At 50.3% G+C, this 22,559-nt stretch carries 23 protein-coding genes and 1 pseudogene; 3 read left to right on the top strand and 21 right to left on the bottom strand.

From position 1 onward, the window contains the following. Positions 1-40: 40 nt before the first annotated feature. The 13 genes from NFS31_RS14145 to NFS31_RS14200 all read right to left on the bottom strand — a co-directional run bounded on the left by NFS31_RS14145 (position 41) and on the right by NFS31_RS14200 (position 9,110). Positions 41-475: a UvrD-helicase domain-containing protein gene (locus NFS31_RS14145; protein ID WP_251496186.1), complete on the bottom strand. Its 435-nt coding sequence runs from the start codon at positions 473-475 to the stop codon at positions 41-43. Continuing rightward, complete coding sequence (locus NFS31_RS14150) at positions 459-1,637, bottom strand: ATP-dependent nuclease (protein ID WP_251496190.1); 1,179 nt, start codon at positions 1,635-1,637, stop codon at positions 459-461. The genes NFS31_RS14145 and NFS31_RS14150 overlap by 17 nt, the downstream gene beginning before the upstream one ends. Beyond that, a complete protein-coding gene (locus NFS31_RS28350; RefSeq protein WP_416389467.1) occupies positions 1,597-1,806 on the bottom strand; it encodes an AAA family ATPase in 210 nt (69 codons plus the stop codon). Before NFS31_RS28350 ends, NFS31_RS14150 begins: the two co-directional genes overlap by 41 nt. 255 nt (positions 1,807-2,061) lie before the next feature. Further along, positions 2,062-2,514 carry a SpoVA/SpoVAEb family sporulation membrane protein gene (locus NFS31_RS14155; RefSeq protein WP_251496193.1) on the bottom strand — a complete coding sequence of 151 codons (453 nt, stop codon included), beginning with the start codon at positions 2,512-2,514 and terminating at the stop codon, positions 2,062-2,064. Between the two features lie 69 nt (positions 2,515-2,583). Continuing rightward, entirely contained in the window at positions 2,584-3,036 is a 453-nt protein-coding gene (locus NFS31_RS14160; protein WP_251496196.1) for a stage V sporulation protein AB, read from the bottom strand. Next, entirely contained in the window at positions 3,026-3,652 is a 627-nt protein-coding gene (locus NFS31_RS14165; protein WP_251496199.1) for a stage V sporulation protein AA, read from the bottom strand. The genes NFS31_RS14160 and NFS31_RS14165 overlap by 11 nt, the downstream gene beginning before the upstream one ends. Beyond that, positions 3,649-3,816 (bottom strand): hypothetical protein, encoded by a 168-nt coding sequence (locus NFS31_RS14170; protein ID WP_251496202.1) that lies wholly within the window; start codon positions 3,814-3,816, stop codon positions 3,649-3,651. Before NFS31_RS14170 ends, NFS31_RS14165 begins: the two co-directional genes overlap by 4 nt. 293 nt (positions 3,817-4,109) lie before the next feature. Further along, positions 4,110-4,823: a SigB/SigF/SigG family RNA polymerase sigma factor gene (locus NFS31_RS14175; RefSeq protein WP_251496205.1), complete on the bottom strand. Its 714-nt coding sequence runs from the start codon at positions 4,821-4,823 to the stop codon at positions 4,110-4,112. A gap of 4 nt (positions 4,824-4,827) precedes the next feature. After that, positions 4,828-5,262 (bottom strand): anti-sigma F factor, encoded by a 435-nt coding sequence (gene spoIIAB, locus NFS31_RS14180; protein ID WP_251496296.1) that lies wholly within the window; start codon positions 5,260-5,262, stop codon positions 4,828-4,830. Between the two features lie 46 nt (positions 5,263-5,308). Beyond that, the gene (locus NFS31_RS14185; protein ID WP_251496207.1) at positions 5,309-5,653 is read right to left on the bottom strand and encodes an STAS domain-containing protein; all 345 of its coding nucleotides are present in this window, start codon (positions 5,651-5,653) and stop codon (positions 5,309-5,311) included. Between the two features lie 368 nt (positions 5,654-6,021). Then, complete coding sequence (locus NFS31_RS14190) at positions 6,022-7,569, bottom strand: tetratricopeptide repeat protein (RefSeq protein WP_251496210.1); 1,548 nt, start codon at positions 7,567-7,569, stop codon at positions 6,022-6,024. A gap of 15 nt (positions 7,570-7,584) precedes the next feature. Continuing rightward, complete coding sequence (locus NFS31_RS14195; RefSeq protein ID WP_251496212.1) at positions 7,585-7,734, bottom strand: hypothetical protein; 150 nt, start codon at positions 7,732-7,734, stop codon at positions 7,585-7,587. Next, the gene (locus tag NFS31_RS14200) at positions 7,731-9,110 is read right to left on the bottom strand and encodes a bifunctional folylpolyglutamate synthase/dihydrofolate synthase (protein ID WP_251496214.1); all 1,380 of its coding nucleotides are present in this window, start codon (positions 9,108-9,110) and stop codon (positions 7,731-7,733) included. The genes NFS31_RS14195 and NFS31_RS14200 overlap by 4 nt, the downstream gene beginning before the upstream one ends. Before the next feature lie 251 nt (positions 9,111-9,361). Between NFS31_RS14200 and NFS31_RS14205 the strand changes: the two genes are divergently transcribed. Next, positions 9,362-10,957, top strand: a complete 1,596-nt coding sequence (locus NFS31_RS14205) for an AAA-like domain-containing protein (RefSeq protein ID WP_251496216.1) — start codon at positions 9,362-9,364, stop codon at positions 10,955-10,957. A 56-nt stretch (positions 10,958-11,013) separates the two neighbouring features. Here NFS31_RS14205 and NFS31_RS14210 read toward each other — a convergent pair whose 3' ends face one another. The 3 genes from NFS31_RS14210 to NFS31_RS14220 are packed head-to-tail and all read right to left on the bottom strand — an operon-like array spanning position 11,014 to position 16,830. Further along, entirely contained in the window at positions 11,014-13,515 is a 2,502-nt protein-coding gene (locus tag NFS31_RS14210; RefSeq protein WP_251496217.1) for a coiled-coil domain-containing protein, read from the bottom strand. Next, a complete protein-coding gene (locus NFS31_RS14215) occupies positions 13,512-15,869 on the bottom strand; it encodes an efflux RND transporter permease subunit (protein WP_331482662.1) in 2,358 nt (785 codons plus the stop codon). Before NFS31_RS14215 ends, NFS31_RS14210 begins: the two co-directional genes overlap by 4 nt. Positions 15,870-15,885: 16 nt before the next feature. Then, positions 15,886-16,830 (bottom strand): cell surface protein, encoded by a 945-nt coding sequence (locus NFS31_RS14220; RefSeq protein ID WP_251496218.1) that lies wholly within the window; start codon positions 16,828-16,830, stop codon positions 15,886-15,888. A gap of 358 nt (positions 16,831-17,188) precedes the next feature. Between NFS31_RS14220 and NFS31_RS14225 the strand changes: the two genes are divergently transcribed. Continuing rightward, on the top strand, positions 17,189-17,809 hold the full coding sequence (locus NFS31_RS14225) for a TetR/AcrR family transcriptional regulator (protein ID WP_251496219.1): 621 nt from the start codon (positions 17,189-17,191) through the stop codon (positions 17,807-17,809). Between the two features lie 213 nt (positions 17,810-18,022). Here NFS31_RS14225 and NFS31_RS14230 read toward each other — a convergent pair whose 3' ends face one another. Continuing rightward, positions 18,023-18,205, bottom strand: coding sequence for a hypothetical protein (locus NFS31_RS14230; RefSeq protein ID WP_251496220.1), 183 nt, complete (start codon positions 18,203-18,205; stop codon positions 18,023-18,025). Between the two features lie 136 nt (positions 18,206-18,341). On the opposite strand from NFS31_RS14230, the pseudogene NFS31_RS14235 reads away from it, so the two are divergent. After that, positions 18,342-19,256, top strand: a pseudogene (locus tag NFS31_RS14235) (IS1634 family transposase); the annotation flags it as partial. A 170-nt stretch (positions 19,257-19,426) separates the two neighbouring features. Here NFS31_RS14235 and NFS31_RS14240 read toward each other — a convergent pair. The 4 genes from NFS31_RS14240 to NFS31_RS14255 form a co-directional block, all read right to left on the bottom strand. After that, positions 19,427-19,729, bottom strand: a complete 303-nt coding sequence (locus NFS31_RS14240; protein WP_251496221.1) for a hypothetical protein — start codon at positions 19,727-19,729, stop codon at positions 19,427-19,429. Continuing rightward, positions 19,716-20,585: an acyltransferase family protein gene (locus NFS31_RS14245; RefSeq protein WP_331482664.1), complete on the bottom strand. Its 870-nt coding sequence runs from the start codon at positions 20,583-20,585 to the stop codon at positions 19,716-19,718. Before NFS31_RS14245 ends, NFS31_RS14240 begins: the two co-directional genes overlap by 14 nt. Before the next feature lie 22 nt (positions 20,586-20,607). Next, entirely contained in the window at positions 20,608-21,459 is an 852-nt protein-coding gene (locus tag NFS31_RS14250; RefSeq protein WP_251496225.1) for an FkbM family methyltransferase, read from the bottom strand. A gap of 81 nt (positions 21,460-21,540) precedes the next feature. Further along, on the bottom strand, positions 21,541-22,542 hold the full coding sequence (locus NFS31_RS14255; protein ID WP_251496227.1) for a GHMP family kinase ATP-binding protein: 1,002 nt from the start codon (positions 22,540-22,542) through the stop codon (positions 21,541-21,543). Positions 22,543-22,559: the final 17 nt, after the last annotated feature.

The following is a 22,559-nucleotide window of genomic DNA, read 5'->3' on the forward strand; positions in this document are numbered from 1 at the left end:
CATAATATCATGTATTGTCAAATACTCATCAAATAGAATCCTATATTATTTTATTCTCTACATATCTTGCCCCAACAGTATATTGTATCTTATCAAAATCCTTTTCTGTTACCCCTTCTGGCACTAATCCCAGTTCAATCACCAGCCGTTTTAAATCTTGCGCAAATTGTCCAATAAGTTCCCATGCAAATGAATGAATTGTCATTGGCTTTATAAAATTATCTGTGCGTAATCTTGATGCGATAACATTTACCCCTGCATTAGTATATGTAATACATGCCACACTCTGTTTTTTCATCTTAAGATTTTCCCAGTAATTATCTTCCACCCATTCAATCACTTTATTTAAAGAATACGTCTTTCCCGATCCAGCCCCTGCCTCGACTCGGAAGTTCTTACCTGTCTTTAGGGTTTCTATAATTTCGGCATCTATTTCATCTGCTCTTTTCTTAGCTATTTCATATTTGCTCGACACCAATATCTCCTCCAGTGTTCTTGTCTGTTTTCGCATTTATTCTTTTTTTATAAGGTCGCCTTAATTTTTTCTTTACTTTTACAGAATCAGGAACTTTTGACTGACCATTTAACCATACAAGTCCCTTTTCAATATAAGATGGGACTTGATAATTATCTGATATGTCTCCTAAAATCAAATCCAGTGCAAAGTCTGTCTTTCTCTCTTCATTTTCATCAAAATCAATGTCCCTTTCCTCTGTTTCTATTCCATAATATTCTCGATTAACATTCATAATCGCTTCTTCCAGACTTCGCGGATAGGCCCCGTTCTCTTCCATTTGAAATTCCAGATGACGAAGTCCATTCGTTTTCTGTGCATCAGTTAAAGCAAGTATTTGTTCTAAATCAATTTTCCTCGTTAATGCTATATTAAGTATATCATGTCCCCATTTCTTTATAGTACTATTAGATGTATTATCTGCATTTTTTCGCAGAGCCTTTCTTTGATTCTTATCGACAAAATCAATATCCGTCAAAATTAAAGTGGGAATTTCCAAAAAATCCACAAAATCAAAGAAACGGTGTGCATACGCACCTCCCACTTCAATGATAGTACAGTATTGGGAGGTTAATGTAGGAGTTACTCCGGCAAATTTTCCTGCCCTCTCGCATTTCTTTATCATATCCGGCAACAACAGACGCTCTGCAGCTCCTTCTACCAAAATAGCTTTATCACAAAAATATAGATCGCACCTGCTAAGTGTCAAATACTTTCGCAGAAAATCAATGTTTTTCTCATACTCTTCTCCCATTCTGTCTTTTTCTCCACAAAACTCATTTAAATTTTTGCAGATAACCTGATTTGACTTTTTCCGTAAATACCGTATATTTTTAAATGGCACTGTATTTGCTATATGTGAAGAGTGTGTAGACATTATAATCTGAATTGGATTTCCTGAAAACTTTGAAAGAACATCTTCTAAATGTCCTACAAATACCGCCTGCAATTGAGGGTGCATATGAGCCTCAGGCTCCTCTAAAAATAGAATAGGAATAGCGCTTTTAGCGTTTTGCCTTACATCTCTGGCAAATTCTTTCAACAATAATGTGATTTTTATAAGATTCTTGTATCCTAAACCATTATGAGAACTTGGTAATGTTTCTTTTTGATCCGCTGTCATATATGATAAATCTTAATTTGCTGCCTTCAACCACCAGTTTGATCAAATTCATAAGCGTGGTTTTCCCTGCATTATTTTTTCCTACGAAAAGTGTCAAACCTTCATCCAATACTACATTATAATCCATCAACAACCTGAAGTTCTTGACCTGTATTTGCTTTAAAAACACCGTTTTACCTCCTGTCTATTTGTCTTAAGTAACTATATACGTCTTATTTGCATATTCTGGATTAATATAAAACAAACTATTCTTCACTATGATATGCACGCCTGTCTTACAGATACTTCACACTCAATATATGTCATTATAGTCTAAAAACTTTAGAAATACAATAAAAAGCAGAATAATGAACCATTTTATCCATTCATCATCCTGCTTATAAAACTAATCACCAGATTAATTATCTGTTTTCCTAACCACTTATCAAATAACCCCCATCGCTCCCCCAATCCAATAAATCACTCCAAGCACCCAGCTTGCCAATATTCCATACAGTATCACCGGCCCAGCAATGGTAAAGATCTTACACCCAATTCCAAACACCTGTCCCTCTGCCTTATACTCAAGCGCCGGCGAAGCCACCGAATTGGCAAACCCCGTTATCGGCACCAGCACGCCCGCGCCGCAGAATTTGGCAAGCTTCTGAAATACATTAAGCCCCGTCAAAAGCACGCTGAGGAAAATCAGGCACATCAGCGTCCAGGCGGACGCCGCGTCCTGCTCCATTCCATTCATCTTAAAGCCATTGATCAGCCCCTGCCCCAGCACACAGATAGCCCCGCCGCTGACAAAGGCCGCGCACACGTTTTTCAGCGTGCTGTGTACCGGCGTGATCTCCTTCACATATGCGCCGTATTCCTTTTTATTAATCTCCATGGTCTCCCGTCCTTTCTCCTGTCAGCAGTCCTTTCTTCCTGCCAACACCCTCTCTTACGCCAAAGCCCCCTACTCTCCGATTCCATGCACAAAATAGACCACCGCCCCGCACAGCTTCCCCAGCGCCACGGACAGTATAATATACTGCAGTCCCACCGCCAGCCGGATCCTCCGGCTGATCACCGGGAGCGCCTTAAGGGTCTCGGCGAGCGACATCACCAGGCAGCCCACAAAAATCCCGGAGCACACCCCGAATATTCCCAGCGCCGCATGGCCCAAAAACGGAATCCCGCTGCCGGCGGCCCCGAACGGGAACGGGATCTCATACAGATCCATCACATTTCCCGCAATACCGCCCAGAATGATGGCCGTTTCATACAAAAAAATATGCGATCCTGTCCTGGTCCGTCCCATAAGCCTGGGAAAAACGCCGATCATGGCCAGGAATGCAAAGACGCCGGCCGCGATGATGCCGCCGGCGCTGAGGCCGATCAAAAGAAGCGCGCATTCTCTAAGAAACATCGACACCCGACTCCTTTCTGCCGCTGTTCTGGATCAGCGTTTTATTCACATTTTCCTCGTACAGGCGCATCTCCACTTCCAGCGGCGTGGGATCCGTATTCAGCTTCCAGGCGGCAAAATGGTTGAAAAATATGACGATCCCGATCGCAAGCCCGATGGAATAACCGAATTCCAGCAGGGTCCGGCCATTTGACTCCGCTCCCATTGCCAGCCTGTAAATCTCATTAAAAATGTCTGTCACATTGGCGTCGTTATTAAAGGTCATGATTGCAAACGCGGCGCCTGCAAAGCAGGTCAGGCAGACAAATGCCGTTTTCAGCCACTGCCAGCCGTAATGAGGCTTTGACGGCGGGCGGTAATCGATGATAAAATCCGACTCGCCGATGCTGCTTACCTCCGCCTCCGGAACCTGTTCCCCCAGCTTTGCCACAATATCTACAATGCTTCCCATATACCGCTTTTCTTTATCGGAATGGATAGACTGCACCTTCACCGCCCTGCATCTGCTGGCCGTGGGCTTATCGCTGCAGTACACCTCTGCGATATCGCTTAAAAAAACGGCTTTTTCATGAACCTGTGTGATCTGGTTCAGCTTCACATACACCGTCTGCGTCATGCGGCCATCTCCGCCTTCATCTCAATCGCCGGAACGGCCACAAAAGTCCCGTCCATGCGATCCGGAACCTGCCCTACGCTTAAAAGGCAGTACCACACCACGGCCACAATGGCGGCCATACAGCACAACAGAAGAAAAATTCCTGTCTTTTTACCTAAACCCATTTCCATCACATCCTTTTTTATAGATTCTTTTAAGGATAGTATGGAAATAAAACGGCTGTTTTATTCATAAAAAAATGATGCGCCCCGGAAAGCATATCTGAAATCTGAAATATCCATCCCGCCGTCTGTTTTTCTCCCGGCGGGCGGACGCATTTTCAAACTTATTCCCGTGAGCAATGAGCCAGGCGGGCATGCTTGCATGCACATTTGGCGGCTGCCGCGAGGGTCAAATACCCTGCTGCTCTGCAGCGCTGCAAGTTTGATGCCCGTTGCTTGCAGCGGGGTTGTTGACTCTAAAGCATCCGCCTCATTTCCTTCAAAATCTTTCTCTCCATCCTCGAAACCTGGACCTGGGAGATGCCCAGGAGCTTTGCGATCTGCGTCTGCGTCTGATTGTAGAAATAGCGCCGGATGATGATCTCCCTCTGCTGCCGGTCGAGCGCCTTTAAAAGCTGGCCGAGGACCATGCGGTCGAGAAGTTCCTCATGCGCCTCCCGCTCCTCGGCCACGCGGTCTAAGAGCGTTAAATTATTGTCATCCCCTGATCCGGACGGGGCGTAGAGAGACTCCACCTGGCTGCCGGCCTCCAGGGAGGCAGCGACCTCCTCGCGGCTGACCCCCAGACGGTCGGCCAGCTCGTCCACCGTCGGATCCCGGCCCAGAAGGCCGGACAGCGTTTCCCTGGCCGCCGCGACGCGCACCCCCATTTCCTTGATGGAACGGCTCACCTTGATCATGCCGTCATCCCTCAGAAAACGTTTGATCTCGCCGGCGATCATCGGTACGGCATAGGTGGAAAAGCGGACCTCATACGCCGTGTCAAATTTATCGATTGCCTTGATGAGGCCAATACTCCCAATCTGAAACAAATCCTCTGTCTCACATCCTCTTCCCGTAAAGCGCCGGACAATGCTCCAGACCAGCCCTACGTTGTCCATTACCAGCCGCTCTCTGGCTGCCTTATCCCCGTTGTGAGCCATCTCAATCAGTTTCATGGTCTCATCCATTGGTTCACCTGCCGATTTTCTTTTTCATCGTCACCCGGGTTCCCCGGCCTGGCTGCGAATCCACCGCCACCTCGTCCATAAAGGCTTCCATAAAGGAAAATCCCATGCCGGATCGCTCTCCTGTGGTATCGCTTGTATACATCGGTTCCATGGCGCGCGCCACGTCCTCGATCCCCTTTCCCTCGTCCCGGATGGATATCACAAAATCGCGCCCTTCTGTCTGCGCCTCTATGTAAATCACGCCCGCGCCGCCCTCGTAGCCGTGGATCACGCAGTTCGTCACCGCCTCGGATACGGCTGTTTTCACGTCATTTATCTCCTCCAGCGTCGGATCCAGGCGGCTTAAAAAGACCGCCGCCGTCACACGGGCAAATTCCTCGTTTCTCGAGCTGCTCTCGATCTCCATTCTCATCCAGTCCCTTGCCTCACTCTGCTTCATTGCCTTTTCTTCCTCCACGTCCGCATTTCTCCTTTCACCCTCTCGCTCACGGCTTTCCCAGCGCCTCTTCCCTGGAGCGGTATTCCTGCACCAGGCGGTTTACGCCGCCGATTTTAAGGATCCGCCCAATCCTCGGCCCCACCCCGTACACGGCCACCGTGCCGCCGCTCCCTTCCATCTGCTTATACCGGCTTAAGAGCACTCCGATCCCCGAGCTGTCCATAAATTCCGTGGAGGTAAAATCAAACACAATCCGGTTGATATAATTTTCCTCCAAAAGCAGATCCGTCTCATATTTTAATGTAATGCAATTGTGGTGATCCACCTCCCCGGGCAGATGGATGATCAGCGCCGTCCCATCCGCCTCATAGCTAAACAATTCCTTTTCCATGCCAGCCACTCTCCTTAACCTGCAATAATGTAACCGTTCCGTCAGCTTAAACTTCTGCGCAGTCATCTGCCATAGCCTGCCGCATCCGGTTCCTGCCCGCGCCTTCTCCGTCCGCCGTCTTTTAACAGATCCTTACGCAAAATTCCACGCAAAAGGCGCTGCGAAAAACCACCTGCCGCCCGCGGCCTTTTTCTTTCGCAACGCCTTATTTATACTGTTTTCAGGGGATTCCCCCAGGGCCGTCCTGTATTTGAAACCATCATTCCCGCTGTATTGGCATGCCCCCATCTCTCACGAAACAGGATGAACATCCCTATCGTAAAAAGGTTGCTATTCACGGCCCGGCTAAAAAGCAGCCGTTCCGTGAACTATTCGCTTTCCGCCTCCCGGGACGCGGCCGTCTCCCCGCCTTCTTCGTCTCCTGCGCCGGTCTCACGGGCGGCCCCGCTCTCTGTTTCTCCTTCGCCTTCACCCCCGCTTTCGCTCTCCGCCGCGGATTCTTCTGTCCCTGCTTCCGTCTCCTGCGCCCCGGCCGTGCTCTCCGGCACTACGCCCTCGCCGCGGTTCACGATCGACTGGCCCGGCACGGTAGCCGGCCTTGTCTGGGGCGCCAGCTCCGCCAGCTCCTGGCTGGCCCGCTGCGCCTGCTCCGAATCCGCATACTGCGTCACAATCTGCGTAAAAAGCTCCACCGCGGCGTCTGTCTGGTTCTGGGCGCGGTTGATCATGCCCAGGTTTAAAAGCACAGCAGGGTTGTCCGGGCGGATCGCCAGGCAGGTCTGATAATACGTGACTGCCTCGCCCATGCGGCCTGCGGACCACATGGTGTAAGCCAGCGCCTCCAGTGTCTCATACCCGTTTGTCTCAATATCCTGCTTGATCCCCTCCGCCACGGCGCGCACTGTCTCGTCCGTAAAGAGGGACGGGTCAAAGCCGGGATAGAGCATGACCGCGTCGGTCAGATTGTCGCTCTGCCTGGCCTGCATCATCTTGACCAGGATCGCATACTGGCTCACCTCATTGTCGCTGCTGTTTAAATACGTGTCGAGCTGCTGCTCCGCGTACTCCTTATCATTCTCATAGCCCGCCATCATTTGGTTTAAGCCCTCGATCTCGCCGTTCTTCTGGGCGAGCTGCTCATTGTACTGCTTTAACTCCTCCACATGCTGGTTATTCAGCCGCTTCACCATGGCAGGCATGACCAGGAAAAAGATCACGGCAGCCCCCAGAAGAAGCCCGGCCCCGATATTTAAGATCGTCTGCAGCCCCGTATTCTCCTTGTAGCTGGGCGGGATGATCACGTCATCATCCTGCATCTGCCTGTGGGAAAATGCATTCTTTATCTTTTTGCGCTCAATCTCCGCCTTTCCCGTCCTGGCCTTGACAATGGACATGTACCAGTTCGCCTTGGGGTTATTCCTGTCAATGCGCAGCACCTTGTAGAGCGATTTCCCCGCCTTGGTGTAGTCCTCATGGATAATATACAAAAGAGCCAGCAAAAGATGGGCCTTTACAAATCTCGGATTTGACTCCACAACGCGGGTCAGGGACAGCACCGCCAGATCGTCGCTCCCGCTGCGGGCCTGCGACAGGGCCAGATTGTACTTTTTCACATTTTGGCTCACAATGTCCAGGCGCTCCTGCTTGCGCTGGATCTGTTCCAAATAGAAATCCGCGCGGTTGTTCTCCTCCATAAAATTCATGCTGATGACCCACTGCACCAGCGCCTCCGACACCTCGCCCATCTCATAATAGATAAGCCCCAGAAGGTTTCTGGCGTCTACCTGGTATTTGTTCAAGTTCAGGCACTTTTTCAGGCAGTAGACCGCGCCCGTCAAGTCTCTTCTCTGCGCCCGCTCCAGTCCGGCATTATAAAAGCTGTTGGCGGCCAGGCGGATTTTTTTCATCTGATCCATTTCCACCGCCTATCTCTACGCCTGCTTTAAAAGCTCCATTATGATATCCGACATATCCGTCAAATCGCTCTTTACAATCGCGTCGCCGATCGCCTCCACCTCCAGGCAGGGCTTAAACTGTTTAATCTCTTCATCAAAATTTATATTTAACGCTTCATCGCTCATGTTCGTTCCTCCTCCAAACGCCGAATCTCATCCTTTATCTCACCCGCCAGATACAGGGAACCCGCGCAAAAGATCAGATCCCCGTCCCGGGCCGCCTTCTCTGCAAAAGCCAGCGCAGAACCTGTATCCGGAAATATCCCCGCCTCCCCGCGGTCCGTCTCCTCCCCATGCGCGCCCGCGCGGGAAGACGCCTCCAAAACCCGCGAAACCACGCCGTAAAGCGTTGACAGCTCAAGTCCCCGGCTGTTCCCCACGCGCGTCAAAAGCCACATATGCGGCGCGAGCTCCTCCTGCAAAGCCTCAGCCATCCGCTCATAATCCTTATCCGACACAACTGCAAACAAAAGAATCCTGCGCCCTGCCCCGCGGCGGTCCGAGACAGCCCTCGCCGCCCGCGAAAAGGCCCGGATCCCGGCCTCATTATGCGCGCCGTCCACAAACAGGCCCGGCCGAAGCTCCTCCATCCGCCCCGGCCAGACTGTTTTGCGGATTCCGCGGCATATCGCAGCCTCTCCGATCCCCAAAAGAAGCGCGGTCCGAAACGCCAGGAGGGCGTTCACAAGCTGGTACTCTGCCGCAAACGGAATCTCCAGCCGGCAGCACTCCCGCGTCCGGCCCGGCTGTGTATACACAAAAGCCTCTATACAGCCGTCCAGAAGCTCATACTCCCTGCAAAGCCCCGCATCCACCGGCCAGGCTGGACAGCCAAGCTCCCCCGCGCGCCTGCGGATCACCTCCGACGCCTCCTCCACGGTATTGTCATACACCACCGGCGCGCCCGGCTTGATAATCCCGGCCTTTTCCCCCGCAATCTCTGGGATCGCAGCGCCCAGATACTCCGTGTGATCCAGGCTGATGGAGGTGATCACCGTGACCAGCGGACGGACAATGCAATTGGTCGCGTCCAGCCTCCCCCCCATCCCGGTCTCCAGGATCACAAAATCCGGGCAAAGCGCCTCCTCCCGCGCCATTGCCATAAACATAAAAAACAGGAACTCAAAATACGACGGATGTCCAAGGCCCTCTGCCTCAAACGATCCGATCCTCTCCCTCACCGCCTCAAACGCCTTCAGAAAAACGGCGTCCGAAACGGGCCTGCCGTTAAAGACAAACCGCTCCTTCACGGAAACCAGATGCGGGGACGTAAAAAGCCCCGTCCTGTATCCGGCCTCCCTCAAAACCGAGTCGAGGAACGCGCAGACCGAGCCCTTTCCGTTCGTACCCGCCACATGAAGGATCCGCATCCCCTCCTGCGCCGCGCCGAGCATCGAGAGCATCTGCCTGAGCTCTTCTCCTGTGTGCTTTCTCTTCGTAAATTTTGGAATATGATTCAGATATCCTGCCGCTTTCTCTACTTCCGGATGCCGTTCTCTCATCTGTACCTCCCCCGGCGGCGAAAGCCGGGGCGACTGCCTCCCCGAAACATCAGGCTACCTTACTATTATAATATAAGATCTGTTTTATGCAAGGAGTTTATTTCGGTAAAATGTTTAAATTCTCGACAGGAGGGAGCTGCTGCGGGATGCCGGGGTGTGAGCAGTAAGGAGCAGGCGGAAACTCTGGCTTGAATCCCGATGTCCGGGCGTATATAATAGAAAAAAGCCGGTTCAATGGGAGGAGCCATGTCATGAGCAAACATTTTAATACAACGGGAACGTGCTACCCGAATGAGCATTATATGATCAATATGGAAAAGCGCCTGGATGAGATTGAGCGCCTGGTGGCGTGCGGAGAATATTTTACAATCAACCGGGCCCGTCAGTATGGGAAAACAACGCTTCTCAGTCTTCTGTCGGAACGCTTGTCAGGGCGCTATTGTGTGTTCCCGATCAGCTTTGAGGGAATGAGCGATGATGTTTATGAGACAGAGACTTCGTTCGGGCAGCGTTTATGCGGCCTTTTGCACAATTCTCTTACCTATCAGGAGACAAGGGGTATTTCAGAGTCTTCACAAACCGAATGCGGGAAAATGAGCCGCAGAACTTCCCTGGATACGAATCTGTTTACGATATCCAATCTGATTTCAGAAATGTGTAAAACAGCGGATAATCCTGTGATTTTAATTATTGACGAGGTGGATCAGGCCAGCGGCCAGAGGATTTTTCTTTCATTCCTTGGGATGCTGCGGGACAAATATCTCAGAAGAAGAAAACAGCCTACCTTTCATTCTGTTATACTGGCCGGGGTTTATGATATCAAAAATTTAAAATTGAAAATGCGCCCCGATTTGGCTCATGAATATAACAGCCCGTGGAATATCGCGTCTGATTTTGCAGTGGATATGAGCTTTCAGGCCGCGGAAATCGCGGATATGCTATCCGAATACGAGCGGGACAGGCATACGGGTATGGACATAGAGGAAATGTCGCAGGCAATTTACGCTTATACGTCCGGGTACCCGTTTTTGGTGTCCCGTATCTGTAAGATTATGGATGAGATTCTCCCGCAAAAATTACAATGGCCTTCCGGAATGACGGTTTGGAACAGGGAGGGATTTACCGAAGCCATAAAAGAATTACTGGCGGAATCCAATACATTGTTTGATGACATGATTAAAAAACTAAATGATTTCGGGGAATTGAAAAAGACCCTGTATTCAATATTGTTTAACGGTGAAAAATTTCCTTATAATCCGGATGTATATGCGATCAATATCGGGCTAATATCTGGACTGATAAAAAATGAGCAGGGAACGATTGTTATATCGAACCGCATTTTTGAGACAAGGCTGTACAATCTTTTTATGTCGGAAGAGATCCTGAACAGTAAGATTTATAAAGCGGCTGTTTTAGAACGCAATCAATTTATACGGAACGGGACGCTGGATATGAAAAGGGTGCTGGAACGGTTTGTAGAAGCATTTACAGAAATTTATTCCGATGCAGAGGAATCATTTCTGGAAGAAAACGGCAGGCGTTTTTTTCTGCTTTACCTTAAACCGATCATTAATGGCGTTGGAAATTATTATATAGAAGCCAGAACAAGAAATATGCGGAGGACAGATATCATCATTGATTACCATGGCAGGCAATATGTCTGTGAACTTAAAATCTGGCGGGGAAATGAATATAATGAGCAGGGAGAAGCGCAATTATTGGGTTATTTGGATGATTATCATCTCAATGAGGGATATCTGGTCAGTTTCAATTTTAATAAACACAAAAAAGCAGGCGTCAAGGAAAGAGTGATAGATGGAAAAAAACTGATTGAGGCAGTGGTATAGAGCAGCAGTTCCGATTGTCTGAACTGCTGCTCCCCCCGCCTTTCTCCGCTCCCGCATCACCTCTCCCTGAATATCGCAATCACCGCCTCCACTATCCGCACCAGCACCCGCCACATCCGCTCAAACGGCCCTAAATCCTCGCTGTCCAGCTCCTCTGCGTCCGAGATATCGGTCGTATGATCCTCATCGCTTATCTCATCCGTCCGCAGGATGATCTGGAGGCTTCTGGGCGAACGGTTTTCCGATGACGTAAAGGATACCATATCCGCCTCGGGATCCAGGTTCAGGAATAAGTTTTCCTCCTCGAATTTATCCAGCTCCTCGTCCAGCGTCTGCTTCATGCTCTCGCTGGCCTCGCGGACCTGGGTGATATCATCCAGCACGCCGATGCTCTTATCCAGCACGCCTTTCATGCTTTTTAAGCTGTCTCTTGCGCCTGCGTCCAGGGAATCCCCGGCCCCGATCACGGTTGTGTTGACCATGCTCAGCAGCCCGTGGGCGGATCCCATGGCCTTTGTCAGGCGCCGTAAAAGCTCCTGCGTATCGCCCAGCCCGTCTAAAAGGGACGGCACATAGCCGTCTGCCGTATCGATCAGGACTCTGCCGTCATCCAGAAGGTTGATGAGCTCATCCGTCACGCCGCGCAGGGCCGATACCGTAGCGCCGGCCCGCTCGCTCGCATTTCCGGCGCTCGCGCAGACGGCGTTGATTTTGCCGATCACGGCCGCCGCGGACTGCTGGAATGAGCCTGCGCTCCCCAGAATCGTATCAATCGCTGAGAGCTGCTCCTCTGCCTGCGCCGTGTACCCGGTTCCCAGAAGGGCGGAAAGCGTCTCCTCCACCTCGTCCGCATACGGATCCAGCTCTTCGCTCCAGGTTTCAAAATCCTCCTCATTATAGCCGCCGCTGCCCGGAAGGCCCGAGGGCCCTCTGAGATCCTCAGCTTCAGTCCCAGCCGCGGCCGGATCTGTTCCAGCCATCCCGTCCGCCGCGCCTTTCTCTGACTCTGCCCCCGAAGCGGACTCAGCCTCGCCGGGAGACAGAAGCGCCTCCTGGCCGGGCATGGGAAGCGCCGTCACGGTTTGGCCAAATGCCGTGATGTCCTCCTCTTTTGTCTCTTCCGCGCCCTCTGCGTCCCCTGCGCCGTCACGGCCCTCCGGGCTGCCCTGTCCTGCCTGCGCCGTCTTTCCCTGCTCTGCTTCTTCCGGCGCTTCCTCTGCTTTTATTTCCCTCTGCGCGCGCCGGCGGTCATAGCGGAAGGCGTCCGCTTCGCTTAAGTTCTCTTTAAGCCCGCCGATCCTGGCCTTTGCCGTCTCAGACAGGCCGGTCCCGTCTGCGATGTGGCCGTCCAGGCTGCCCAGAAGGTCTTTCAGATCCTCCGTCTCCTTTTCGATCTCTTCCATCTGCTGTTTCCAGCCGTCAAAACTGACTCCGCCCTCGATCTGGCCGGCCAGGGAATTTAGGGAATTCTTAAGCCCGCCCAGGCGGTCGTAGAGGCGGTCCAGCTCATCCTGGGTGTCTTCCATGGTATTGTAAATGGCGTCGAAATTGGCATTGATATCCGTGACGGCGCTCTGGGCCGTGTCCAGATAGGGGATCAGGCGCGCGGTCTGTTCCGTGATGGACGCGAGATCCGAAACGGCCTGTGTGGAAAGGGCCTCGATCTGCTTCCGGTTCGCGCTCACGCTGGCCCTGGCCTGTTCAAGCTCCGCGACGCCCTTTGACGCGCCGGCCACGTCCCCCTTCATGGCTTCCATGGAGCGGAGAAGCTGGTTCATGCTGTCATACATCCGATCCCCCTCTTCACGCCAGGTATCCTTTGCCTCCTTAATATCCTTGATGTGATTCAGCGCGTCCATCGTGCCCGGGACCATCATCATGATCACGCCCACGCTCTCAAAGGAATCCGTCCCGATCCGGACTGTATAGTCGCCCTCCTCGCCGGGCAGAGCCGCAAACATCACGGCCGTGTTATTGCCCAGCGACTGGAGCTGGGAGCCAGGAGCCTCTACGCTGTAGGCTTTTTCCATATCCACCGGGATCACCACGGAGAGAATCATGTTGTTGCGGTAATACGCCCTGGCCTTAGGGTTCGGGACGGCCTTCACATTCAGCTCCACAAGGCCGGACGCGCCGGCCAGGCTGGCGGCGTCGGCGCTGACGCCGTTGAGCTTATAGGAAACGTCAAAGCTCCAGGGCAGCTCCATGCTGCCCTCCGGCATGGTTCCCTGATAATAAAACCGTTTATTTTCCTCAGGGAGCTGCCAGGTCACGCAGCCCTCTCCCACCTGCGGCTCTGTCTTATCCGTCATATTGACCAGCTTGTCATAAACGCCGTAATCCGTATAGGAGGCCGCGCCGTTGGACGTACAGCCTTTCACCACATTTATCTGCGTCGGCGTCCCGTAATAATCGAGATTCACATACATGGTTTCATCCACTTCCACCGCCGGGGCCGCCGCCCGCGCCGGGACCGCCATACTCATGGACAGCGTAACGCCTGCCATGAGGCCCGCCGCCGCCCTCCTTGTGAACCTCGCCCTGTTTTTCCGTCTCATTGCCTGAATGCCTCCCTGTCTGTTTCCGTCTGATCGGTGTGATCCGTTTTATCAATGCTATCCGTACCAGCCCTTTGGCCCGTCTCTTCCATACCGCCTATCCGGCCCGCCGCCGCTTCCGCGCCCGCACGCCCGGCCTCCGCATTTTTTCTATGCGGATGCGCCCCGGCCTCCTTAAGCTTCCTGGCCGCACGTTTCAGGCGTTCTAGCCGGCGGCGTCTGCGCTCCTTAAAAAAGTTGTGGATGCGCTCAAATTCATTTTCCATCAGAATCCGGTCAAACAGGACCAGAAACGCGGGCATCAGGGAGCCGACTAACAGCATGCTCATCCACGCTCCGCGCCCGATTAAGTGCCCCATATCGCCGATCGCCGCGATGGAAGAGATATAGTAAAGAATATACCCCACGATCGTCAGGATCGAACCCGAGGTCAGGATGGCCGGGATGCTGCGCTTTAACGCCAGGATCGCCGCCTCCCCCTTTTCAGCCTCCTTCCGGCACTCCAGATAGTTGTTGGTCGTCAAAATCGCGTAATCCACCGTAGCGCCGAGCTGGATACAGCTCACAATGATGTAGCCCATGAAAATCATCAGCTCTCCCTTGATGTACGGAACCGCCATATTCACGAAAATCGCCACTTCAATGGGGATCATGATAATCATGGGGATAATCAGGGATTTAAAGCTGAACATCACCACCACAAACACGCCGATCAGGGACAGGGTGTTGACCCTGCTGTAGTCCTTTGTGATCGTGGTCTCAATATCCTGCGTCGAAGGCGTGGCCCCTACCAGGTACGAATCCTCAGGATAATATTTCTTTAAGATCGCCTGAATTTCGTCCGAACAGCGGTAAGCCAGGGGGCTCTCGCCCTTGCTGCGCACATAGATCAGGATACGCGAATAATCGCCCTTATGTAACTGCTCCGTGATGCTGGCCGGCAGAAATTCCTCCGGCACTCCCTCCGGGACCGAACCCGCCATGGAGGTCACGGTTTTCGTATAGGAAAGCGCCTCCACCTCGTCCGTAAACATCTTCTCATCGATCGGGGAATCGTTCGGGACAATGGCCATCATCATATTGCTGCGGCCGAACTTTTCGAGGATCAACTGTTCGTCATTGTAAACCTGCGTGCCCTCGCCCGCGCCGACCGCGTCATTCCCGAACAGGAACGTATTCATTCCCTGCGCCGTATAGGCCGGTATGGCGAGAACCGCCACCAGCACGAGAACTCCGTAACGGATGTGGTAGATCCCGCGGCTTAACTTATGAAACTCCGGCATAAACGAGCGGTGCGCCGTTTTTTCAATCAGGGGCGTCAGCCGCAGGATCATGGCAGGCATAAAGAGAATCACGGTCAGAAGACTTAAGACAATCCCCTTTGCCAGCACGATGCCCATATCAAAGCCGATATTAAACTTCATAAACGTCAGCACCAGGAATCCGACAATGGTCGTCAGGCTGCTGGCAAAAATCGAGTTCAGCGCCTCGTTGATCGCGTTCGTCAGGGCCTCGGTCTGCTCAAACCCCTTATTTTTCTCGCGCGTAAACGCATGGATCAGGAAAATGGAGTAGTCCATGGACACCGCGAGCTGAAGCACCGCGGACACACTGTCCGTGAGGAAGGAAATCTCGCCCAGGAAAATATTGGTTCCCTTGTTGATCAGGATCGCCACGCCCATGACGATCAGGTACAGCACCGGCTCAAACCAGGAGCTGGTCGTCAGGCACAGGATCATGAAGATCATCAGCACGCCGATCGTCAGGATCATCTTCATCTCCCGGGTCACATTTTCCGCCAGGGACTTATTCTGCACCGCCATGCCCACAAAATGGCCCTTATCCCCTGTGATGGCCCGCATCTCGTCAATCGCCCGCGACGTCTTCTTGTGCGTATCCCCCTTTTCAAACACCACCTCCATCACAGCCGCCTGATCCTTATAATACTCGTCAATGCTGTCAAAATGGATAAAGGAATCCGCGCTGAATACATTCACGCCGCTGTCCAGCCACATCACCTGATCCACGCCGTCCACGGCCTCCAGCCGGTCCTTGTACGCCTTGGCCTCATACAGGCTCACGTCGTCGATCATGATGCGCGCCGTGCCCGGGTAGCCGAAGGTTTCCTCCATCAGGTTTAACCCCGCCTTGGACTGCGCCGAATCCGGCAGATACTTCGTCAGATCATAATTGATGCCCACAAACGGCGTCATCACAACGGAGATAAATACCATGACCAGGAACACAATCTCAATGGCCCTGCTCTTTTCAATAATAAAAACCGGAAGGGATACAGGCTTTCTCTGCCCTTCCTCCCTCTTTTTCTCCCTTTTTTTCAGGAATTTAGGTCTCATCGCTTCCGCTCTCCTGTTACCTCATAAAAATAACCATAAAATAATCTTTTCCGTTCACCTTCTCATGGGCAATCCCCATTTCCTTATAATAAACCGCCCGGTCAGCCCGCTTTTTCTCCTCGCTGCCGTGCTTCCTGAGAAGCTTCTCCTCCGCCGCCGCCGCGCCGTCGCAGTTGATTAAGTACACCTCCAGCGCCCGCCGCCCGTTCTGATAGCGGATGGATGTCAAATAATCCGAAAGCGTCCCCTCATCCGGGATCCGGCCGCTCCCGTACCCCTTTGAGCGCGCCGCCGCCAGACGGTGCTCCGCTATCTGCTGAAGGGTCCCGTTTAAGATAAAGCTCGCGTCCTTATCGTAATCCTTCTTATCATCCTCGTAATAATCCTCTTCCTCATCCCCGTCAAAGTCTTCCGCCTTCAGCTCATTTAAGCTGTCCGCCAGGGCCTGCGCCTCCTCATCCAAAAATCCCAGCCGGTACCCGCCGCCGCCTGTATTGCGCTTTTTCTTCGCCGCCGCAAGGCTTCCGTTCTCCCGGAACGTATACACGGTCTCATCCTCATAAAGCGTCACGTTCTGCATGGCCCCGTTTTCCTTCATATAATAATACGCCCCGTCAATGAACCGCCAGCCCGTCGCCATGGCCCCGTTCTCCTCCAGATAGTACCAGGCCCCGTCCTTTCTCTGCCAGCCCGTCAGAGGAATCCCCTCCGGCCCGATCAGATACCACGCGCCGCCCGTCTCCTGCCACACGCCGCTGTCCGCTTCCGAAGAAACACCGCCCGCCTCAGAGGGCATGACGCCATCCTCCGCCTGCGCTGCCTCATTTCCTCCCGCCGGCCCTGCCAAAACGGCCATGGGAGCGGGATGCGATAAAACCAAACCCGCTGTCAAAGCCAATCCCAGCCCCGCGCATGCCCCTGCTTTATGAAAATTCCATATGCTTTTATATTCCTTCATCATTCTCTTCTATACCTCCTGCACGATAATTACACCTGTTCTCATACCTCAAACGCCTGGTACATCCTTGCGCAAACAGCAGGCGCCGAATTCCCCATTATTTGTGCAATACTGTACTGCTTCTGACGGCCTCTCCTCCGATAGTCCTATATCAAACACAAATCTGATTAATTGACATTTGTCTATTTCTGATCTATAATGCATTATACTAAGTTATGCCGATTAATACAATAATCATTTTTCCTCAATTGTTCTATTAATCAACATTTTATCATTTTTTGTCTATTAAAATTCATTTGTCATAAAACCAGGCAGGCAAAGCCTCGCAGGCCGCTGCTGCCTGAAAAAGGAGAATACGATTATGAAAGAAGCAAACATGGACCGGCGCGTCCGCAAGACAAGGCGCGTCCTGCGGCAATGCCTGACCACGCTTTTAAAAGAAAAAAAGATACAGGAAATCACGGTCCGCGAGATTGCCGAGATGGCGGATATCAACCGCGGCACCTTTTACCTGCACTATAAAGACGTCTACGATTTGATGGAACAGATTGAAAATGAGCTCATGGCTGAGCTGGAGGAGGTCTTAAACCACCACAGCGTCCAGGATCTGATGGTTCAGCCGTCCCTTATCTTTAAAGAGCTGTACCCCATGGTACAGAAAAATTCCGATATCATTTCATTATTAATGGGGCAGAACGGAGATCTGAGCTTTGTAAACCGCCTGCAGGCCATCCTGCGCGAGCGCTTTGTCAAGCACTGGCAGAACTTAAACAACTGGGGGGATCCCGACTCGCTCGAAGCCTACTCCTCCTTTATCGTCACCGGCTGCATCGGCGTGGTCCAATACTGGCTCGATTCCGGCATGCGGGAGGGGCCGGAGCACATGGCGGCGCTCACGGAGCATTTCATCCTCAAGGGGATCGGGGGGCTGGAGAAAAAGGAGGGCATCATTGATGCTGCGAAACGGGAACATGGAGCATAGACGCCCCCGTAAGCGCAGCCAGAGCCCGCTTCTATATCCATAAGAAACCCATAGAAAACCGCAGGCGCTTAGCGCGGCCTTTTCGATCTGTATACGCTGGGCTGTACCCGGCGTCCGCTGCGCTTTTCTCCGGGCGAAAGCGGGGGGGCTTATGAATTTAGAAGCGGGCTCTGACTACGTTAGCGGCCTTCCTGCGGCATTCCTTACTCCGGGCTAAAGCGTCAGAGCTTCAATATTCACACCGAAGCTTGACAATTTTGCCACTAACCCTTTTATCTGGTAATCCAGTTCCTTGTTTTCAACTTCACCATTTGCTTTTTTTATGCGCTGTAAATTCATGTAATTGTCAATCGTCACTGTAATTAATTCTTTTTCCGTCATCCGTTCCTCCGCCATCCTTTCACCACCTTTTGATTGATCGCATAGATTACAATAAGCCCATTATAATGGAGCCGTGAAAAAATGTAAAGCGTTTATCCGGGTTTTTAACACTTAGATAAATAAAAAATCCTTACAGATCCCATAAAATTATGTTGATGAAGTGACTGGCGAGACAGTCAAAGGAATGCGCAAATTCGGTCCAAGTAAGGAACACCGTCCGAATCCGATTGTTGAAATGGGGCTTTTTATGGATGCGGATGGGATCCCCCTTTCTATGTGCATCACCTCCGGGTTCGATAATGAACAGACAACTGCTATCCCTTTGGAAAAGAAACTGGCCAGGATGTTCCATAACAAAAAGTTTATTTACTGTGCCGATGCCGGGTTGGATCCCCTACGCATTAGAAACTTCAATTCCATGGACGGACGTGCTTTTATTGTTACGCAGTCCGTTAAGAAACTCTCTGACAAGTTAAAAAAAGCTGTTTTTAAAGACTATGGTTACAAGCTCCTTTCTACCGATGAACCAGCCACTATTTCCAAAATGAAAGAGTTTGATAAGAAAGATGGAAAAAACAAGAAGTTGTATGAGGGTAAGGCCTATAAAACCCTGTCCGCAGACAGTGCGTTTGACCTGGGGCTGTATGAGGAAAAGAAGCTGAAGAACGGAAAGACAGCGGTGGTAAAGTCAAAAGCAGTGGTCCATCAGAAGGCCATCATCACTTTTTCACGTAAAATGATGGAATACCAAAGAACCATCCGCGGCCATCAGATTGAGTGGGCGAAAAAAATGCTTAAAAACCTTGACCCAGATACCTACAAAAAGGGTCCCAATGATGTCACCCGCTTTATAAAGAGAACTTCCTCCACAAAAACAGGGGAGGAAGTGGCAGATCTGTATGAAATCGACCAAAAGCGCATTGAGGATGAAGAAAAATATGATGGTTTTTATGCGGTAGCCACAAATCTGGATGATCCGGCAAAAGGCATCCTTGCCATCAGCTCCAACCGTTATAAGATCGAGGACTGTTTCCGGGCCATGAAGACAAACCTTTCTGCCCATCCGAATACGTTTTATCTCTAACACCTCCTTCATCAACGTATTATCCATCAGGGCAGACTTTGCTCTCTGTGTTTGAAGTATCTCTTTTTTCTCTTTCAGGGACACTGGTTGAATCAAATCCTCATGTATAAAATCCGGTCTGATCCTATGAATCAGATGCTTTTCTGTCTCTCTCATTTCAAACCTCCGTGATTGATCCGAAATCTGTCTTCCACCGTTTTCCGGTTGATACGTTCATCTATTTTACGAAAAATATTTCTGATTTTCAGAGTGTTCATAACAGAGTTATACACCCGTTCCCTTATATTGCCTAATACAACCCCTATCACAATCCCGAGACATATGCAGATATAATATTTATAAATCCGATCCGGAACCGCAAGGCCTGACAGTTCCACCCAGGCAAGCCCTCCTGTATACCCTTCTAAAGATGATACGATATATACATCCACTGACGCCGCGCTAATATATGCCAAAATACCCCCCCCCCGGTAAATTCAAATCTCTAAACATCAGGAACAGGCCCAGCGCGGAGAAAAAGCAGGGAAGCGACGCAAGATCCGCAAAATAGACATTTCGGTAGAATCCCAGCTCCGTAAAAAGCGCCATTATTCTCTCATTTTTAATAAGATAATCATAGCCATTATAAAACCCAATACATGAGATCCACCCACTCAGAAACATCAGCAGGCAAACACGCCGGTTTATCCTGATTCGTTCCTTTTTGATAATCCCGATTATCAGATATGCCAGACAAAACCATCCACAAGTGGAAAACCGAATCCCCGCCCTCGGATAGAACGTCGGAACCACACACTGAATAACAAAAAGGCCGGCCGCAATCCGCCTTGTCCGGTTCAGGTTCTTCTCCTGGAGAAGGATATTCAATAGAGGGGATACGATTAATACCGCAATATAGGCAGACACATACCACACCTGCCCTGTCTCCAGAGGGAACAAATGCCTGACCAGAAACAGAAAACCGCCGTATCTGGCATAGGAATACACTCCCGCGGCCGCGCTGTATAACAGCACGCTCGCCCACATTTTAAAAAGCCGTTCGACTTTAAAATCCTTTTCACAAAGGTGCCATGCCGATATGAAAAAGAACACATTACATATCATCCGTCCTCCGCCCCAGAGAAAATTTTGGATGATTAATGCTTTGATCCCATTGTCTGCGAAATTTACATATTGCCTTCCATAAAAATTTATAAAATGATAGGCCGCCAGCATCAGCATACAGAGCAGACGCAGCGCGTCCAACCCTGTATCGCGGGATTTTTCCCCTCTGCATCCCCTTTTACCTCCCATCGCTGAACCTATACGCATTTCTCCGCTAAAAAACACGCTCTCATGCCTTCCTGTATAGATAATTATGTAATGCGAACCTTCTGTCAATATTATATCCGTAGTGATTCAGCAGCCTGTCCGCCTCTGGAAAATTTTCTTCAAATATTTCTATAAAAATAGCGGGGGAATGTTTCGCCAGCGTCTTCTCTGCCCCCTTCAATAATTCGATTTCAAATTTTTCCACATCAATTTTAATGAAATCAATTCTGTCAAAGTTAAAATCGTCGAGACGCCTCAGCTCCAGATCCCCGTCCTCATTTACCTCGACCTGTGTCGAGCCGATTTCCTCCTCATTAAAATATTTGATTTTGGCCTTTCCGTCACAGCTTCCCAATGCAACATTATGCAAAACTGCAGTATGGGAAAGAGAATTTATCTCGACATTCCTTTGCAGTATTTTAAATGTTTTCTTCACCGGTTCAAAGGAATGGATTGATTTTGCCTTACATATTCGCCCAAAATAAACGGTATGATTGCCAATATTGGCTCCAATATCTAAAATATGAGCCCCTGCTTTTATAACATGCTTTCTGAGTTCCTCTAAAACTGCAATTTCCCAAAATTCAGCATAGGTTACGATTTGTTTTTGTAAATAATCCAGCTCATAATCCGGAACATACATATGGATCTTTTTTCCATAGCTGTTAAAATGGAACATATAATCCTGGTTTTTTACCTCATCTATCTCTTCCTGATAATCATATAACTGAAAACCATGCTTTACCAAAACGTCAATGCATCCGCCCATGATAAACAGCGTACGCTTCATTCCGCGTTCCATCTCAAATGCCTGATTTCTGACTCTTCCCAAATACCGGTTCTGCGCCATTTTTCGTTTTACGTTATTTAACATCTCCTCTATCCTTCCTTTTATTTATCACTCTCTAAGAGGTTTTTCTTTTACAGCCGGTTGCCCGCCATCATTTTTATATCTTTATCTTCCTGGTTCATAGCCTTCCGGCGTATAATGGATTACGCTTGTACCCTCTGTTTCAAATTTGAATGGAATGTATAGTATTCCTTCCATTGCTTTCATTACAGACTCTTTGTGTTCCTCGTCCACATAAAAGACAATAAAGCCTCCCCCGCCGGCTCCGAGCAGTTTTCCGCCAAGCGCCCCGGAGCTGATTCCCCTTTTATACAATACATCGATATCATCCGTGCTGATTTTCGATCCGGACTGCCGTTTTAATCTCCATGTATAGTCGAGAAGCCTTCCGAATTCATCAAGGCTCTTATATTTATCTACGAGTATATTCTGTGCTTCATCCACCAGATACAGCATTTCTTTTAACTGAGGGGTTCTGTCTTTCCATGATCTGGCGTTTTCTTTCTGTATTTCAAAACCAAAACGCGTATATCCGGTAAAGTACAATAATAATCTGTCATTAAGCTGTTTCTTTCTGTCCGGGGAAATGATCACAGGCAGCACTTCATATCCATCCGTTTTAAAGTTAATCCGGTTCATCCCGCCGAAGCTGGCTGCAATCTGATCCTGCCAGCCGCCAGCTTCCTGGCATAATACCCGTTCAAGATGGATCGCATCATCTGCCAGCCGTCTTTTATCAGCATATTTTCCTTTCAAAGCATAAAAGGCATTTAGCATTCCGACAGCAAATGAGCTTGAGGTTCCAAGGCCGCTCCTCGCCGGAAGATCCGCCTCATAAACCAGGCGTATTTCGTGCATGTCCAGCATTTTCATCGCCTCACGTATGGCCGGATGCTTAATATCCCCCACATCTTTTACACGTTCCACCATGGAATATGTTAATTCTGTACTGTAATTAAAAAAGCGTGGCAAATGCCGTACTGTCACATAGCAATACTTATCAAATGTGCTTGAAAGCACCGCTCCTCCATTTTCACGAAAGAATTCTTCCATATCTGTTCCGCCGCCAAAAAAGGACATGCGGAACGGGGTTTTTGTAATAATCATTTTTCACCTTTTCTGTA

This window comes from Otoolea muris, assembly GCF_943193115.1.
GTDB classification, from domain to species: domain Bacteria; phylum Bacillota; class Clostridia; order Lachnospirales; family Lachnospiraceae; genus Otoolea; species Otoolea muris.